Genomic DNA, 15,936 nt, shown 5'->3' with positions numbered 1-15,936 from the left:
TTTATTTCACCTCATTTATACTATTTTGATTAACAGGCAAGATGCCTGTTCCACAAAGAGTGAATTTTCTTCTACTGTTTTCATAAACAGGCAATATCCCTGTTTCACAAAGAATAAATCTTCTTGTGGGGAGTAGGGGTTGGGCTTGTAGCCCGCCCTTCTGACTTAACCTTTGCCCTTCAAACTCAACAAGATAAACTGAGTTTTCTGCGCTTCATCAAAATTGTCATCGCTGACCAAAACTAAACTCTGGCTGCCATCTGGCAAGCGCGGGCCGAGGGTCATCCCCTCTAAATTGTACAGCGGAATTCCGAGTTCGCTTAAGTCTAGGAGCAACTTTTTCTTAACAGGTTCGACCATTGCCACTCGCCCTTTGAAACTCTGGATTCTCGAAGTATCTGTAGCCGCCCCAACCGCTACTTGATAAATCCTAGCGCTGTATCCAGACAGCCCAAAAGAACGTTCTAAACTCAGAATCTGACCGCCACCGACAGTTACTAATTCTGTTAAACCGTTCAAAATAGTCATAGGAACTTGGTCGAGCTTGTAAAGATTCTCCGATACTAATTGCGGCGTTTTATCGACGATGACATAATGTAAAATACGGAGTTTGCTTGCCTGTTCCGGGTCTAAATCTTGCATTAACGGCGCTTCCGTAGCTGCGAACAAGCGAAACGGATCGAGGCCGCCTGGACTAAAGGTTTCTGGGTCGATGGTTAAAGATTCAAAACCTAAATTGTCCACCACTCCTTGCTGCTGTTTTTCATCGCTGGCATCGGGGATGTAGCGTTTTGGAATCGGCAAATTTCCCCGCATTTGCCCTGTTTTGAGGTCAAATTCTCCGAGAAAAGGAGGGATGCCCACATGAGTAACGCCTTCGCTGGCGACAAATACTGAGTTGCGGGGAGAAAGGGCGATGCCTTCGGGATTGATGGAACCCCAAGAGAAGGTTTCACCGTCTGCTTTTTTGAGGGAGGTAACGCCGTCAACGGTAACTTTTTTCAGGCGAATATTTGCTGGGTCACTTGATGTGAGGTCGAGTCGGAGACTGTAAAATCTCGCTTCTCCGTTTTCGCTGGGGTCGTCGGAAAGAGCGTAAAAGCGATAAGCTTTGGAAGTGACTGCACTAATACCTTTGGGATCGTAGGTAATTCCTGACAAACCGCCGACTGGTACTCCTTCAAAATTCATTTTTGGCAATTGGTACTCGCCCAAAAATTCTAGAGACATTTCTGGAAAAGAGCGGTCTTTTGCAACTGCGGGAGGGGGGGCGCAAGCTGTGCAAACAGTTAAGACAATTAGGGCTAGACTGAATAAGCGTAAAATACGTTGGCGAAGCCCTCGAAGAGGATGGCCCAGCGTCTTTAAATCCTCATAATTGCTCAGTGCGGTAATTTTTATTTTGTTGCTCTTGTTGAACAGTTTGCTTTTGTGCCATCTTTGTGACATAATTTATACCGTTTTGTAGATATGCAAAACTTGATGTTTCGAGAAGGAATGCCGAATCGCGGCAACCAAATTTTGAGAATGAGAAGTTCTGTACCAATTGGGTGCTTGCTTTTCCTGTGGCTGTGTGCTGGTTCTATTGCTAGCGCCCAAACTAATCCACCAGCCCTCGATCAATTTTCTCCTAATCCTCTAGAAATTACCACACCCGATCCCCTAGCTCCCGCTAATGAATCTTTGAGCAGCACTCAGCGGGACGAACTGACAGCGGCTTTGGAAGAGTTAAACTTAGAAGCAGCGGCTAAACTGGAAGCTGGAGACGGCGCTGGTGCTTTTGAAATTTGGTTCCGAGAATTGCGGCTGCGGAGGTATTTGGGCCCGGCGGCGGAAATTGCTGCTTTGAGTCGGGTGGGAAGTGTTGCTTGGAGTAACGGTAAAAACCTCGAACTACAGCTTATTACCAAACGGTTGCAAGCAATTCAAAAAGAAGTCAAATCCCAAGTACCACTTAATACTGAGTTGCTCCCTGCCTTCGCTGCGGCTTTTCAGCAGGTGCGCGCTAAAGGCCCGACTGTAGAAGTTTACCAAGAAATTCTCGAAAAGGCGCGTCAAAACCAAGATATATTGGCTGAAGGTCAGATTTTGAAGGCGATCGGGCTTATTCACATCAATTGGTTGAGTTACGATAAAGCTGCTCCGGTGTATGAGGAATTGGCAACTTTAATTCAGGAAAACCGCGCTTTATTTGCTGCTAATTCTGCTGTGCAAAATTCTGCTGTTGTTGCGGGAAACGGTGCGCCGCCGCAGCCTGTAACTCCTCCAACTGAGGTAGATGCTCTGAGACAGTTGGCTTACGTTTACCAGCAGTCGAAACAACCCCTAAAGGCGATCGCAGCTAGGGAAAAATTAGCATCAGTGTATCTTAACTTGCAAAATCCCAGCGCCATACCACCGATCAAAATTGCGATCGCCAGCGATTACCAAACCATAGGTCAAATCAATTTAGCAGCTCAATACTATCAGGAAGCCTACAATTTAGCCGTTCCCATTCAACAGTATGCCCAAGCTAGCGAAGCTTTGGATAAATTAGCTTTACTTTATCGATCGCAAAAGCAATGGGAGCCCACTTTGCGGATTTATCAAATGCAGTTGCTGTTAGAAGAGCGGGCTTACAATTTCTACGGATTGATGAACACTTATGACAATATCGGTCAAGTTTATCAAGAGATGAAGGCTTACGATAAAGCTTTGGAATCCTATCAAAAAGGGTTGGACGTGGCTAAAAGATTGGGACACAGACAAGAGTATTTTGCTAAGAAAATTCAAAAAGTTAACAAGCAATTGCAAAGGACTTCGTAGTTGTCAGCAGGCAATAATGACAAATTGCAATGTGAGTAATTTAAGTGCAGTAAGGTGTGCAATGCACACCCTACCAAACTACTTTTGACTCGTAGGTTTCTCGCGAGATAGAGTAATATAGTACATCAGTTTCGTAGTAACGAGCGTTTTTTTCATATTTCATGCCAACTTTCTGTATCACCCGCTGCGAGGCGATATTTTCTGGGCGGGCGATCGCAACTATTCTGTCCAACTTTAATATTTCAAATCCATAATTTAGACTAGCCAAAGATGCTTCAGTCGCCAATCCTTGATTCCAATAAACTTTGTCGAGGGTATAGCCTAGCTCAACTTCCGGTGTCTTGTCCAGAAAACATAGTCCGCAGCGACCAATCATTTTACGGTCTATTTTATGTACTACAGCCCACATTCCGAAGTTGTTTTCTTCCCAATGTTTGAGCATGGTATGAATGGCGATTTCTGTTGCTTCTCTAGTTCTAACTCCTGTGAGGTATTTCATGATTTCCGGATCGCTGTAGATGCGGTACAGCTCATCTAAGTCGTCTGGTGTAAATTGTCTCAGATACAATCGGGCTGTCTCTATTTCGTGCATAATTAATCCGTAAAAAGTCTAATACACTTTCATTGGGGCGACGGTGAAATGTAAAATCAATTTCTTCAATGCAGTGAACTGCATTTGGAAAACCCAGCATTTGACACAGTAACTAAAACCAGTGGTCAACTCTATGTCTAAAGGCATAAAGTGGCAAGTAGCGGGTATCCGCAATTGTAATAAATATGGGTGACTGAGCGCTGTCTGGTTCGATAATTTGCTGGATCTGTAGAATATTTCCTAATTTGACTGACTCTATTTGCTACAATTATGAGTTGGATATATTGTACAGCTTTTTTGCTAAAAGCTGAGCGAACTGATCTCGCCAGCCCGCCCTACAAGCCGCGCAGCGAAAAAAAAGCTCGATATCCTCAGAAAAAGAAAAAGCCGCCGAATTTAGCAGCATAATAGCTTCTGCAATCTAAAATCTAAAATCTAAAATCGGATGACAACTTCCTCACCAGTAGCAGATACCAAAAACAAATCCGGCCAGGAAACAGACTGGCGGTTATTCATGAGGTTGGCATCTTATGCAACCCGCAGCAAACGCTTGCTGATTATTTCGATCGCACTATTAGTACCGCTAGCAGTCTCAGGAGCAATTCAACCGATTCTCATCGGACAGGCAATTTCGGTAATTCGCTCGGAACCTACCTACGAATTCTTGCGGGGAGTGCCTTTATCTGCTGCCTTGAATATTTTGGCTATTTTGCTCATGCTAACTATAACACTTAGATTAGCACTGCAATCAGTTCAAGGCTATTTAGTCACGAAAGTAGGGCAAATAATTACTACAGATATTAGAAATGATTTGTTCGCCCACGTCACATCGCTAGCAGTGAGATTTTTCGATCGCACTCCTGTCGGCAAATTGATGACTCGCCTCACCAGCGATGTAGAAGCTTTGGGAGAGGTTTTCTCTTCAGGGGCGATCGGCATTGTCAGCGATTTATTTTCAATTTTAGTAATTGCCATTTTCATGTTTACCATGCAGTGGCAACTAGCTTTAATGTTGGTGCTGATGATGATACCAATTACCGCAGTCATAATTTATTTCCAGTACCAATATCGCATAGCAAATTACAATACCAGAGAAGAACTTTCCGAACTCAACGCCCAACTGCAAGAAAACCTGACTGGTATTGGCGTAGTGCAGCTATTCCGCCGCGAAAGATTCAACTCAGAATTGTTTCGCGTCACCAATAAACGCTACATTAAAGCAGTTGACAAAACTATATTTTACGACTCAGCCGTATCTGCGACATTAGAATGGATTGCTTTAGTAGCGATTGCAGCGGTTTTGTGGATGGGTGGTCAAAGGGTTTTAGCCGGTAATCTTAACTTCGGTACTCTCTCTGCATTCATTTTATTTGCTCAACGTCTCTTCGATCCGCTGCGGCAATTTGCCGAGAAATTCACTGCAATTCAAGCAGGATTTACCGCCGTCGAACGGATTAGCGATATTCTCAACGAACCGATCGAAATTAAAGATCCAACCAGCGGCAAGAAGGAAGAGGGAAGAGGGAAGAGGGAAGAAGGAAGAAGGGCAGGTTATTCACCGTTGTTGATAACTGGACATCCAGAGGCAACTGCTTACAACTTGTCTCCGTTCGATCGAGGATTGGCAGATAATCATCAAAATCCAGCAAGTTCAGAATATCGTTTATTGCCTAACAATCCCCAATCACCCCCTGCCAACCCCCCGAAGCTTCGGGGGGGAGAAAATGCCAAATCCCAGAATTCAGAATCGGGAGAAATCCAATTTGACAACGTGTGGTTTGCTTACAAACAAGACGAATATGTCCTGCAAAACCTCAATTTCACCATCAAATCCGGCGAAAAAGTAGCATTAGTTGGCCCCACAGGTGCGGGCAAAAGTTCGATTATCCGTCTTCTCTGCCGCCTTTACGAACCTAGCCGAGGACGGATTCTGGTTAATCATGTCGATATTCGGGATTTGCCTCAAGCAGAGTTACGCAGGCACATAGGCGTAATTATCCAAGATGGCTTTTTATTTGCTGGTGATGTCAAGAGCAATATCAGCCTGGGAGAAAGTTACTCGATTGAGGAAATTCAAGCAGCAGCAGAAAAGACAAATGTTGCCCGGTTAATCGAACAGTTGCCTCAAGGTTATGATACGCAATTGCGGGAACGGGGAACCAATCTTTCGGGCGGACAAAAGCAATTATTAGCGTTTGCTCGCGCCGCTATTCGCAATCCCAGTATCTTAGTTCTAGACGAGGCAACTGCTAGTTTGGATGTGGGTACAGAAGCTTTAATTCAAGAAGCTCTAGAGCGTTTGATGGCGGACAGAACGGCGATAATTATTGCCCACAGGCTCTCGACTATCCGAAATGTCGATCGTATTTTAGTGCTCAAACGCGGGCAGTTAGTAGAATCTGGCAGCCACGAAGAGTTGTTGCAGCAACAAGGGTTGTATGCCAGTTTGTACAATTTGCAAATGCTGGGAAGTTAATATCTGAAGGAAGAAGGAAGAAGGAAGAGGGAAGAAGGAAGAGGGAAAATTCTCGGAATCCCCAGATACCCGGCTTCTGGAAGAAGTCGGGTATCTAAAAGAATCTAAAATCTAAAATCTAAAATCTTAAATCGGATCACTTGCCCGAAATCATTTTCCCCAGGGTTTCCGGCAAGTGAATTATATGTTGGAAAAGCTGATTTGGGCCGATGCCAAACAATAACTGCATCGTCAGCACAATTGCTGCTAAACCAATCGCTGTCCCGATGCTGGCTTTCAACACTTTAAAAGCCCAATTAAACACTAGCCAAGATACAAGTAATGAAGCAATTAAGATAATTATTTCTATTGGCATATAACATTTTTAACTCTATTTTAACTCTACATAACTTACGCAGCCATACCAAAGAAACCGGGTTTTTTATGTGTGTTAAATGCCGGGAGGCAGTATTTCCGTAAAAACCCGGTTTCTGCATCCAAGATTACTCTACTTATTACTTTAAGCAATACTGCCGCGCTTCCGTGTTTCCTTATAAGAAATTCCGACATTTTTTAAGCCGGCTTTAATCATTTGCTGCTCTAACAAAGCGAAAAAGCGACTTCGATCGCCCCCCGTGACTACCGCTTGATTGTGAGCTTCTGCTAGCGTCACCGGATAGCCGCCGCCTTTGTGTACTTGAGCCAGCATCATTCCTAATGCTAAATCTAGCTGTGCTGTATCTTGTGCTACCCATTCCGGCACTTCTATTCTAGCAATTTCTGTGCCAACGTGAACGTAACAGAAATAAACTGAATTAAAACCGTACAAATCTAAAATTCGAGCTTGGGATTTCCACAAAGGGCTTCTTTGTCCCGGTGACAGGATTGTTGCCCACAATATGGCATCCCGCAAGGGTTCAAATTCTTGACAAGGTGCTTTTTCGGCAAAAGAAATCGTGGCGGCAAATCCGACGTTCGGGCAATTTGTCATGCAGTCTGGTACTTCGTGAGTGCAAGCTTCAAACCGCAAAAAAGATAAGCTTTCGCTGCTGCGAGAAGCGCTTAAGTATCCTAACAGCGGAATTCCTGCTAAACGCAACTTGTCCCAAGCTTCTAAAATTGGCAGCAAAATTTGATCGCGCGCGTCGGTGGGTAACTGTTCCAAAAACCAATAAATCAGGGAACCGTCTACCATTGCTAAAGCTGGCGCGGGCAATTTATTGTCGTTAACTTTTGCCCAATTGCAGCCCATTTCTGCTAAGGCAATTGCTTCGGAAACTGCTCGCCGGTATCCCATCCATTCTTCGGTTCTAATTCCCCACTGCCGCGAACCGTACAAGTCTTCGGGTTTGTAGAAAACTTCGGGTACGCTGTCTAAAACTGGGTGGCGGCTTTGCCCGTAGTGCAGCATGACTGTGCCGACGTTTAGCAGGTAGCAGTAGGCTATTTCGTGATGGTTGGGGGAAATTTGCGAGCCGTCTGTGGCAAAGACTGTGTGAGCGGCGGGGGGTGCGGTGATGTAGGTGCGATCGGACAATGGCTCGATCGGCGTAGCAGCATTAAATAAAGTGCGATCGCGCCAATTCTCTTGCAATTCCACCAATTTTTCCTGTTCCGCTGCAGCCTTTACCAGCAAATTCTGAGCCACTTCCAAACGCTGGCGAGCCGCGTGAGCTTCCACATTCAAATGTTGGCTCATTCCCTGCATTGCCTTGGCTGCTTTAGTTAAATCGAGCATGGGTTTTAAGTCTCAATATTAGAAAGCTTTCAAGCTGAGAAATTATCAAAACACTTTTCAAACTTTGGGTGCCGAAGCTTGGTTTTTTGTCATACACGCGGTTTGATCAACTAAAACACTTCGTGCCCGCCCCATAAATAGTAAAATAACCGGGTTTTTGAGGTCAAGATTACCTGCAATAGTCTATGAAAAAAAACATTTTTTTTTGTCGATAGCCTTGCTTTTTTGAGGAGTTTCTGTTATATTTATCTTATAATGGGATGGTGACAAAAATAATACTTTTGTCACCATCCCATTATATTAAAATACCATGTCTACGCCGTAAAAGTCAACAAAAAAGATGTAAAATTTTGTGATTTTTTTGACTCTGAAAAGCGAAAAAAATCACAAGTGTAAACCAATCTCACATCAACAGTCGATCGGCAGCCAATCGGCAAAATCTCCGGCAAACTGCGACAGAGAAAGCAATTGAACTGGTGGATTTTGAGCCACAGATTCCCGTTCGGGCAAAGTATTGTAACCCCAATCAGCCAAAAATAACCTCACCTGAGATAAATCCGGCTGCTGCTTCACCGACAGCAAAGTTTTTAACCGATCTTCGACAAACCAAATAGTCGAGTCTTTGCCAGACGCCGCCAAAAATTCCCGCAAAATTTGGTGTTTAGGCTTGTTGTATTCCTTCCCAAAAATTAACTCTGACGGCATCTGTACCCCTGCTATCTGCAAAAGTTCCCGCACAAAACGGCCTTCCTTTGTAGTGACGATCGCCACTTTCACCGAACTATCCTGCAACGAGTGCAAGCGATCGGCAACCCCTGGATAAAAGCGGTGCAAAGACAGCCACCCAGCTAAATCCTCAGCAATCCAATTATCACGCAATCCGTCTAACATAGCGCCGACAGACTGCGCTTTTAAATTATTCTCTGTCAACAAATACGGTACTATATTTGGCCAATCTAGCAAAATTTGCTCTGGGGAAATTCCTGTCAGTAGTGCGCGGATCAGCAGCGGCATTTCCCAACCGGTTTCGATGGCGGGCCGCACTCGGTAAAAACTCAAAGCTAAATCTGGATCGGGTACTGTTTCGACTGGTTTCCAGATTTGACAGTAGGTACGCCAAGCTGTTTGGAAATATTCGATGAGTCCGTCACAAATCACACCGTCAAAATCAAGAGCTAGAATTGTCGGAAAGTTATTAGCCATCAATAGATTTTAGATTTTGGATTGAAGAATTGAAGAATTTGAGAATTGAACAAAGGGATATCACTGATGAATCCGGGGACTGGTTATCGGATACTATTTTTTGGTTGTGCCAGGATAAAGACGGGGGCTCGTACCCTGGCTGCTTTCGGTTACTGGATTGAAGAATTGAAGAATTGACTATGCAAACACTCAGCAATGATTGGTGAACAGTCGTTATTAAAAAGACTGAACTAGCGGTTGAGCGGCAATCGCTTCTAGTCCTTGGGACTGCAACAATTTCGTCCACTCGGTTGTCAGCCGCGAATCATCGGGTGCGAGGCGCCGCATTTCGGCTAGAGTAGCAAGAGTCTCGTACCAAATCCCATTTTTAGCATAAGCAATCACCTTAGCCATAGGGTCAGGATTTGCCAAATCCTTCTTGAGATTTGCCTGGGGTTCAATTCGCTGCATCCATCCTTTAACAATATAATCTCCAGAACGCTCCAGAGGATCGCAGGGTAGTGCAAACGACCACACATATCGCTTACCAACCTCAATATTTTTTGTCTTGTCTTTCTCAGGAAGCCTAACTCCAAAAATTCCGGCTTTGTCATTTTTTAAAGTAGTTTCGTAAACTACTTCGGATTCATCTGCGTTTAGCAAAACAAACTCTACTTGAGCCGCCGGTTGAGAAACATATACAAAAAATGTTGGCGACTCGGTTAGCGTTAAGCCAATATTGCTTTCAGGTATTAAGGGAGTAATGAATAAACCATCCGGTAACTTACAGCCTCGATGCGTCCCCCCTTGCCGGTTGTCGGGGGCTGTTACATCTGGGGGTTTGAAATTAACATTCTGACTCAGCAGAATGGGTGCAGGCACAGCCTGCATCGGTGTAAGCAAACTGGGGAGAGTAACGGCGATCGCCAATACAGTCATCGCCAGTGCAGTAAAATGTATAAAACGTTTCATGTTTCCACCCACTTGTAGAAATATTTATAGATCGCATATCTAAATGTTAACCCGGAGTTTTACCTCCGGGCGCGATCGAGTAAATGGGTCAATTTTTACATCGCCATCGGCAGACCGACAAAATTTCCAGAAAGAGCGAGATTTAAAGAGGCGCAACCAGTGGTTGAGCTGCAACAGATTCCAGTCCTTGGGACTGCAATAATTGCGTCCACTTGGCTGTCAGCTTCACATCCCCCGGTGTCTGACGCCGCATTTGGGCTAAAGTAGCGAGAGTTTCGTACCAAATCCCATTTTGAGCATAAACGTTGAGCCTAGTCATCGGGTCGGGATTTGCCAAATCGCTCTTGAGAGTTGCCTGCGGTTCAATTCGCTGCACGAACCCTTTAACAACTAAATCCGCAGCTCGGTCTTCGGGGTCGCAAACTAACGAAAATGACCACACGTATCGCTTACCAACTGCAAGGGATGTGTTGTTGTCCACGGTAGCAGGAATGGTAACTCCAACAATCCCGGATTTGTCAACTTTAAAGGTTTTTTCGTAGACCACTTTGTCCTCCTTTTCGTTGAGCAAAGTAAACTCTATTTCGGGCGAGGTGTTAGGAATATAGACAAAAATTGTGGGAGAATCTGTTAGGGTTAAACCGATATTAGTTGGAGGCACTAAAGGAGTAATAGATAAACCCGCTGGACAAAGCTTGTTGCCGCGATGTGTCCCTCCTTGTCGGCCGGCCGGGGCTGTTACGTCGGGAGGCTTGAAATTAACATTTTGACTCAGTAGAAGCGGCTGAGATTGTGCGCGCATCGGTGTAAGTGAACTGGGTACGGTAGCTGCGATCGCAGATACGGCGACCGCAAGTGTAGCCCGATGTAGAAAACGTTTCATTTTGTTGTACCTTTCACTATAATTCCAAACACAGGCATTCGCTGATGGCGACAAATATTTTTGAGCTGCTAGTCGAGGGCGCAGATACACAATTTATACCTTGACATATCATCAATAACATTTATTAATTCGAGCGGCAAGGGAATTCTCTGTCGGAAAACTCAGGTTTCCTAAACCGCAAGTATCATTAGATACAGTTGCTCGCCACGTACTGTAAATTTTTGTAACAAAGCGGTCGGAGTTTCCGAGTGTTCTAAGATGGAGGAAGTCTCCAGCAGGGGGGAAATGTGAAACAACTGCTGTTCCAGAAACGAGTCAAACTTTTATGCTGGGATAATGAGTAAAATATCTAATAAAATTCGATCGGCAGTGGCTCAATTGAGTCAAATGTATAAACCATCACTAGCATTGGCTAAGTCTGTATTAATTGCCAGCGCGGCAGTAACATTATCTTTGATGGGAGCCCGACAGTTAGGAATACTCGAACCATTAGAATTAAGCGCTTACGACCAAATGGTGAGGTGGCGTCCCGAAGAACAGCCAGACTCGCGTTTGCTAGTTGTGGGGATTACCGAAGCAGATATTCAGAAACTGAACCAGTGGCCGATATCCGATCGCAAAATAGCTGAAATCTTACAAAAACTCGACCAAATGCAGCCGGCCGTCATTGGTTTAGATGTACTGCGAGACGTACCTTTAGGAGACGGGCGCGAGGAATTAACTAAAGTTTTACAAAAAAGCGATCGAATTATCGGCGTATGTTTAGTCACCGACGGCAGCCCGGACAATCCCGGTTCTCCGCCTGCGCCGGGGCTGCCAGAAAACCGGGTGGGATTTGCAGATTTCGGAGTCGATCCGGGTGGCATACTCCGCAGGGCTTTATTATTTATGAAACCACCAACAATTGAGGGCAACTCCTCGGCCCAAAAACATCTTTGCAATGACGATTCTCAAGTTTTATATTCCTTCAACCTCCAGCTAGCACTCCGCTACCTGCAAGGGCAAAAAATCTCTCCCCAACTTGCACCCGATCAATCTTTATGGCTGGGAAAAACCCAATTAAAACAACTAGCAAGCAATGACGGAGGATACAAAAATGCCGATGTCAGGGGATATCAAATATTAATTAATTACCGTTCCAAGCAGCAAGTCGCAAACCAAGTCAGAATCACCGATGTTTTAGAAGGGAAAGTTGACCCGAATTTAGTTAAAGATAAAATAGTGCTCATCGGTTATACCACAGAAAGCGTTAAAGATTTCTTTTATACTCCTTACAGTGGGCGACAGCAAAGCAACCAATTCATGCCGGGGATCGTGGCACACGCACAAGTAGTCAGCCAAATTTTGAGTGCAGTTTTAGACAACAGACCGATGTTATGGTTTTGGCCGGAATGGGCAGAAATCCTGTGGATTTCGGGATGGTCAATTGTGGGAGGAACCTTGGCATCGCGGATGGCTCACCCAGCGAAGTTGACGGTGACATTCGGAGCAATGCTGTCCGGGTGTTGCGCGATCGGCTTTGGGATTTTTCTGTTGGGAGGGTGGGTGCCTGTGGCAGCGCCAGCCTTAGCATTAATCTTAACTGGGGGTAGCATTGTATCAGCAGACAGATTTAATAAAGCCGGATACGGGAAAGCCATTAGCGATCGAGTAAAACAAGTCTTCAAAATCGAAATAGACCAAGCCAAAAAAGAACAGCAAGTCGCAGAAATCACAGAATCTGATTTCTTTAAAGAATTGCAGCAAAAGAAAGATAAACTGAGGATTAGCAAACAAGAAACCTCTGAAAAAACACCTTCCGAACCCCAAGAAATAACTGCAAGTACCCCAGAACTTCCCAAGGCCGAAAGTCAGACAGACGAATACCTAGCTCAGTTGCAGGAAAAAGCCAAACAGCAGAAGCACCGCGCCGCCGTGACTGAATCGGAAAGCGGCTCTCCAACGGGTGTCCCGATCGATACTCATTGTGGTGCTAGTTCAGCCGAAACTAAACCGGATGACGAGTTCAGCGATTTGCAAACCAAAGCCAAACAGATGCGGCAGCGCAGGGGCGCCCAAAAGATGATAAAAGATGAAAAAATTGATAGTTTAACAGATAAGGAGGATTTGGGGGGCAAGGAAGAATGATAGACAACTCGACTGCATCATTGAGAATTGCATCATAATGGGTTCTCGCCGTTTCTTACCCTAATACGCAGATCATGTCCAAAATCATCTCTGTCCACTCTTACCGGGGCGGAACTGGCAAATCGAACACGACAGCAAACCTGGCATCTATTATCGCTCGCGACGGAAATCGGGTTGCCATTGTGGACACAGACATTCAATCACCGGGGATTCACGTGCTGTTCGGTTTCAGCGAGAGCAACATGGATCACTGCCTGAACGATTACCTGTGGGGCCGGTGTCCGATCGCGGATACGGCCTACAATGTGAGTTCGCTGCTGCCAAAAGTAGCCAGTAACGGCAACCTCTACCTGATTCCTTCGAGCATTAAAGCAGGGGAGATAGCGCGAGTTTTGCGGGAAGGCTACGACGTGGGACTGCTTACCGACGGCTTTCAAGAACTGATCGAGGTTTTGAACTTAGACTACCTATTTATAGACACGCACCCAGGGCTCAACGAAGAAACCCTCCTCAGCATCACCATTTCCGACATCCTGCTGCTGATTCTGCGTCCGGATCAGCAAGATTTTCAGGGAACGGCTGTCACGGTAGATGTAGCCCGAAAATTAGAAGTTCCCAAAATTTTGATGACGATCAATAAAGCCCCAGAATCCCTGGATTTCGAGGATTTGAAGCAGCAAGTAGAGAGTATTTACAACATCCCAGTGGCAGGGGTCCTGCCCCATAGCGACCAGATGATGCTGCTCGCCAGCAAGGGAGTGTTTGCGCTGCACTTCCCTAACGACCCTCTAACTAAGGTTGTGGAAGGGATTGCGAAACAGATTGTGGCATAATTGGTGCAGCGAATGCCGATCGCCCGCCCAGGGGTTTCGCTTTCGCTCTCAATTCTTGCGGAGCGATGTCCTCCTGCGTATCCGGCTGCCAGTGGCAGAGGAACTTTTAAAGGCGACAATATTTGGTTAAAGAGTCAGGAGAATGGCGACAAAATGAGATACAAATAGATTATGAGAATTTGTTAAAAAACTTTAGGAGGAGAACTCATGGAATTTGACTTCCGCATACTAATAGTATTGATGCCCGTATTGTTGGCGGGCGGCTGGGCTGCTTACAACATCGGCAGTATAGCTCTCAAACAAGTGCAGAAAATGTTGAACAAGCAAGCTTAAACTCAGCCTCTTTTCAGGTAATTCCGCAGCCGACTGTTTTGTGAGATACAAAAACAGCCGGCTTATTTGTGCATTGGCTCTGCTTAAGTGATGGCTGATTTTGGGCGGGCAATTTACGACTGCAGAGAGATGGAGCGACAGCAAAAGAAAAGTTAGATTTAAAAATTAAGCAGAAACCGGGTACGCTCAAGCAAAATACTTTGTTGCAGCAGACCAGCCTGGGTAAAAAAACCTAGCTGTGAAAGCAGGGCGATCGTGTAAGTTCGGATTTTGATGTTTTGAAATCTACTCATAACTTCTGAGTAGAGTTCCAGAAAAATATTGGGTAAGCACGTTATCGCAGAAAATATGAGACAATCACAAAAGTATTTGCCCTAACAATCGCCCTAAAAACTGCGAAGTTTAACGGGTAGGGAACATAGGTCAAATTGTCAATGTTAAATTCCTATATCTTTAGATAGATTATGCTTTTTCCCCGATCGAGCGGCATGCTACTCCACCCCACATCCTTTCCCAGTCGATTTGGCATTGGGGACATGGGAATAGAAGCATATCGCTTTATTGACTTTTTAGTTGAGAGCGACCAGCAATACTGGCAGGTATTGCCGCTGGGGCCGACAGGATACGGCAATTCTCCTTATTCGTGCTATTCAGCAATGGCGGGAAATCCGCTGCTGATCAACCCAGAACTGCTGCGGGACGACCAATTGCTCGCCGATGAAGACTTCGCTAATTTACCAGAATTTCCGCTGGATTATGTAGACTTCGAGCGGGCAATCGCCCTGAAAGTGCCTTTGCTAAAAAAAGCGTGCGAAAACTTCAAAGCCAAAGCATCGCCTGTGCAGCAAAAAGAATTCTCAGCTTTTTGCCAAAGCAAAGAGAATTGGCTGGAAGATTACGCCTTATTTATGGCACTAAAAGACAACTTTGGCGGTGTTAGCTGGAACAATTGGGAACCAGAAATTGCCCGTCGAGAACCAGAGTCTCTAGAGAAGTGGCGTCAGCAGCTAAATGCTGAGATTTATTACTACAAATACGTCCAGTTTGAGTTTTTTCGCCAGTGGACGGAGTTGAAATGCTATGCTAACCTGCGGGACATTAAAATTATTGGCGATATTCCGATTTATGTAGCTCACGACAGCGCGGATGTGTGGTCTCATCCAGAAATATTTTGCTTGGATGAAGCCACCGGAGAAGCAGCTTTAATGGCCGGAGTTCCCCCTGATTACTTCAGCAATACAGGTCAATTGTGGGGCAACCCGGTATACAATTGGGAGAAGTTGCAAGCAACTAATTTTGAGTGGTGGGTGCAGCGTTTTGAAGCCATTTTCTCTTATGTAGACGTGACTCGGATCGACCACTTTCGAGGATTTGAAGCTTACTGGGCGGTGAAGCGCGGGCAAGAAACTGCTATGTACGGAGAGTGGATTAAAGCGCCTGGAACAGCTTTGTTGGATCTAATTAACGAGAAGTTTGGCAACTTGCCGATTATCGCTGAGGATTTAGGGGTAATTACTCCAGAAGTGGAAGCTTTGCGCGATCGATACGAGTTTCCGGGAATGAAGATTTTGCAGTTTGCTTTTAACTCAGGCCCGGGCGAGCCTTTTTTGCCTTTCAATTACGATCGCAACTGTGTAGTTTATACCGGCACTCACGACAACGACACCACTGTCGGATGGTTCAATCAACTGCAACACTACGAAAGAGATGACGTTTATCGTTATTTGGGCTGCATCGATCCCCAAGGAATTCACTGGTCTTTAATCCGCATGGGTTGGATGTCTGTTGCTAATTTGGCAATTGTGCCGTATCAAGACTTGTTGGGTTTGGGTACAGACGCGCGGATGAATTTTCCGGGGAAACCAGAAGGAAATTGGGGATGGCGGTATCGACCCGAAGCTTTGAATTGGGAAGTGCGCGATCGGCTCAAAAGCATGACTTACATTTCCGGCCGCGCTCCCAATAAAAATTGATCGTCGGTAAGGGGTAGTTGGTAATTGTTAATGGGTAATATCA

The 15,936-nt window shown here is 45.2% G+C and carries 14 protein-coding genes; 7 read left to right on the top strand and 7 right to left on the bottom strand.

Annotation, left to right across the window (positions count from 1 at the left end):
* Positions 1–165: 165 nt before the first annotated feature.
* Complete coding sequence (locus NDI35_RS06955) at positions 166–1,449, bottom strand: esterase-like activity of phytase family protein (RefSeq protein ID WP_445312075.1); 1,284 nt, start codon at positions 1,447–1,449, stop codon at positions 166–168.
* Positions 1,450–1,470: 21 nt separating this feature from the next.
* On the opposite strand from NDI35_RS06955, the gene NDI35_RS06950 reads away from it, so the two are divergent.
* Entirely contained in the window at positions 1,471–2,805 is a 1,335-nt protein-coding gene (locus NDI35_RS06950) for a tetratricopeptide repeat protein (RefSeq protein ID WP_445312074.1), read from the top strand.
* Between the two features lie 70 nt (positions 2,806–2,875).
* On the opposite strand, the gene NDI35_RS06945 is transcribed toward NDI35_RS06950, so the two are convergent.
* Complete coding sequence (locus NDI35_RS06945; protein WP_445312073.1) at positions 2,876–3,397, bottom strand: GNAT family N-acetyltransferase; 522 nt, start codon at positions 3,395–3,397, stop codon at positions 2,876–2,878.
* A gap of 270 nt (positions 3,398–3,667) precedes the next feature.
* Between NDI35_RS06945 and NDI35_RS06940 the strand changes: the two genes are divergently transcribed.
* The gene (locus tag NDI35_RS06940) at positions 3,668–3,805 is read left to right on the top strand and encodes a hypothetical protein (protein ID WP_445312072.1); all 138 of its coding nucleotides are present in this window, start codon (positions 3,668–3,670) and stop codon (positions 3,803–3,805) included.
* 37 nt (positions 3,806–3,842) lie between these two features.
* Positions 3,843–5,873: an ABC transporter ATP-binding protein gene (locus NDI35_RS06935; RefSeq protein WP_445312071.1), complete on the top strand. Its 2,031-nt coding sequence runs from the start codon at positions 3,843–3,845 to the stop codon at positions 5,871–5,873.
* A 136-nt stretch (positions 5,874–6,009) separates the two neighbouring features.
* Here the strand turns inward: NDI35_RS06935 and NDI35_RS06930 are convergent, their stop codons facing one another.
* The 5 genes from NDI35_RS06930 to NDI35_RS06910 all read right to left on the bottom strand — a co-directional run bounded on the left by NDI35_RS06930 (position 6,010) and on the right by NDI35_RS06910 (position 10,627).
* A complete protein-coding gene (locus tag NDI35_RS06930; protein WP_333105450.1) occupies positions 6,010–6,228 on the bottom strand; it encodes a hypothetical protein in 219 nt (72 codons plus the stop codon).
* 144 nt (positions 6,229–6,372) lie between these two features.
* The gene (locus NDI35_RS06925; protein WP_445312070.1) at positions 6,373–7,590 is read right to left on the bottom strand and encodes a DNA double-strand break repair nuclease NurA; all 1,218 of its coding nucleotides are present in this window, start codon (positions 7,588–7,590) and stop codon (positions 6,373–6,375) included.
* Positions 7,591–7,998: 408 nt separating this feature from the next.
* A complete protein-coding gene (locus NDI35_RS06920; RefSeq protein WP_445312069.1) occupies positions 7,999–8,793 on the bottom strand; it encodes an HAD family hydrolase in 795 nt (264 codons plus the stop codon).
* Positions 8,794–9,009: 216 nt separating this feature from the next.
* Positions 9,010–9,744, bottom strand: coding sequence for a DUF928 domain-containing protein (locus tag NDI35_RS06915; RefSeq protein ID WP_445312068.1), 735 nt, complete (start codon positions 9,742–9,744; stop codon positions 9,010–9,012).
* Between the two features lie 142 nt (positions 9,745–9,886).
* Positions 9,887–10,627, bottom strand: coding sequence for a DUF928 domain-containing protein (locus NDI35_RS06910; RefSeq protein ID WP_445312067.1), 741 nt, complete (start codon positions 10,625–10,627; stop codon positions 9,887–9,889).
* Positions 10,628–10,963: 336 nt separating this feature from the next.
* On the opposite strand from NDI35_RS06910, the gene NDI35_RS06905 reads away from it, so the two are divergent.
* From NDI35_RS06905 to malQ, 4 genes are all read left to right on the top strand, one after another.
* Complete coding sequence (locus NDI35_RS06905; protein ID WP_445312066.1) at positions 10,964–12,754, top strand: CHASE2 domain-containing protein; 1,791 nt, start codon at positions 10,964–10,966, stop codon at positions 12,752–12,754.
* 74 nt (positions 12,755–12,828) lie between these two features.
* On the top strand, positions 12,829–13,587 hold the full coding sequence (locus NDI35_RS06900; RefSeq protein WP_445312065.1) for a MinD/ParA family ATP-binding protein: 759 nt from the start codon (positions 12,829–12,831) through the stop codon (positions 13,585–13,587).
* Between the two features lie 207 nt (positions 13,588–13,794).
* Positions 13,795–13,920: a photosystem II protein Y gene (locus NDI35_RS06895; protein WP_333157538.1), complete on the top strand. Its 126-nt coding sequence runs from the start codon at positions 13,795–13,797 to the stop codon at positions 13,918–13,920.
* Between the two features lie 464 nt (positions 13,921–14,384).
* Positions 14,385–15,893, top strand: a complete 1,509-nt coding sequence (gene malQ / locus NDI35_RS06890; protein WP_445312064.1) for a 4-alpha-glucanotransferase — start codon at positions 14,385–14,387, stop codon at positions 15,891–15,893.
* Positions 15,894–15,936: the final 43 nt, after the last annotated feature.

Source organism: Microcoleus vaginatus FACHB-2002 (assembly GCF_040004035.1).
In the GTDB taxonomy this organism is placed as follows: Bacteria; Cyanobacteriota; Cyanobacteriia; order Cyanobacteriales; family Microcoleaceae; genus Microcoleus; species Microcoleus vaginatus_C.
This window is presented reverse-complemented; position numbering and strand designations above follow the sequence as displayed.

Bases quoted from the DNA above. Each gene is read 5' to 3' on its own strand.
- NDI35_RS06955 (WP_445312075.1), bottom strand. From the start codon at position 1,449: ATGTCACAAAGATGGCACAAAAGCAAACTGTTCAACAAGAGCAACAAA.
- NDI35_RS06950 (WP_445312074.1), top strand. From the start codon at position 1,471: ATGCAAAACTTGATGTTTCGAGAAGGAATGCCGAATCGCGGCAACCAA.
- NDI35_RS06945 (WP_445312073.1), bottom strand. From the start codon at position 3,397: ATGCACGAAATAGAGACAGCCCGATTGTATCTGAGACAATTTACACCA.
- NDI35_RS06940 (WP_445312072.1), top strand. From the start codon at position 3,668: ATGAGTTGGATATATTGTACAGCTTTTTTGCTAAAAGCTGAGCGAACT.
- NDI35_RS06935 (WP_445312071.1), top strand. From the start codon at position 3,843: ATGACAACTTCCTCACCAGTAGCAGATACCAAAAACAAATCCGGCCAG.
- NDI35_RS06930 (WP_333105450.1), bottom strand. From the start codon at position 6,228: ATGCCAATAGAAATAATTATCTTAATTGCTTCATTACTTGTATCTTGG.
- NDI35_RS06925 (WP_445312070.1), bottom strand. From the start codon at position 7,590: ATGCTCGATTTAACTAAAGCAGCCAAGGCAATGCAGGGAATGAGCCAA.
- NDI35_RS06920 (WP_445312069.1), bottom strand. From the start codon at position 8,793: ATGGCTAATAACTTTCCGACAATTCTAGCTCTTGATTTTGACGGTGTG.
- NDI35_RS06915 (WP_445312068.1), bottom strand. From the start codon at position 9,744: ATGAAACGTTTTATACATTTTACTGCACTGGCGATGACTGTATTGGCG.
- NDI35_RS06910 (WP_445312067.1), bottom strand. From the start codon at position 10,627: ATGAAACGTTTTCTACATCGGGCTACACTTGCGGTCGCCGTATCTGCG.
- NDI35_RS06905 (WP_445312066.1), top strand. From the start codon at position 10,964: ATGAGTAAAATATCTAATAAAATTCGATCGGCAGTGGCTCAATTGAGT.
- NDI35_RS06900 (WP_445312065.1), top strand. From the start codon at position 12,829: ATGTCCAAAATCATCTCTGTCCACTCTTACCGGGGCGGAACTGGCAAA.
- NDI35_RS06895 (WP_333157538.1), top strand. From the start codon at position 13,795: ATGGAATTTGACTTCCGCATACTAATAGTATTGATGCCCGTATTGTTG.
- malQ (WP_445312064.1), top strand. From the start codon at position 14,385: ATGCTTTTTCCCCGATCGAGCGGCATGCTACTCCACCCCACATCCTTT.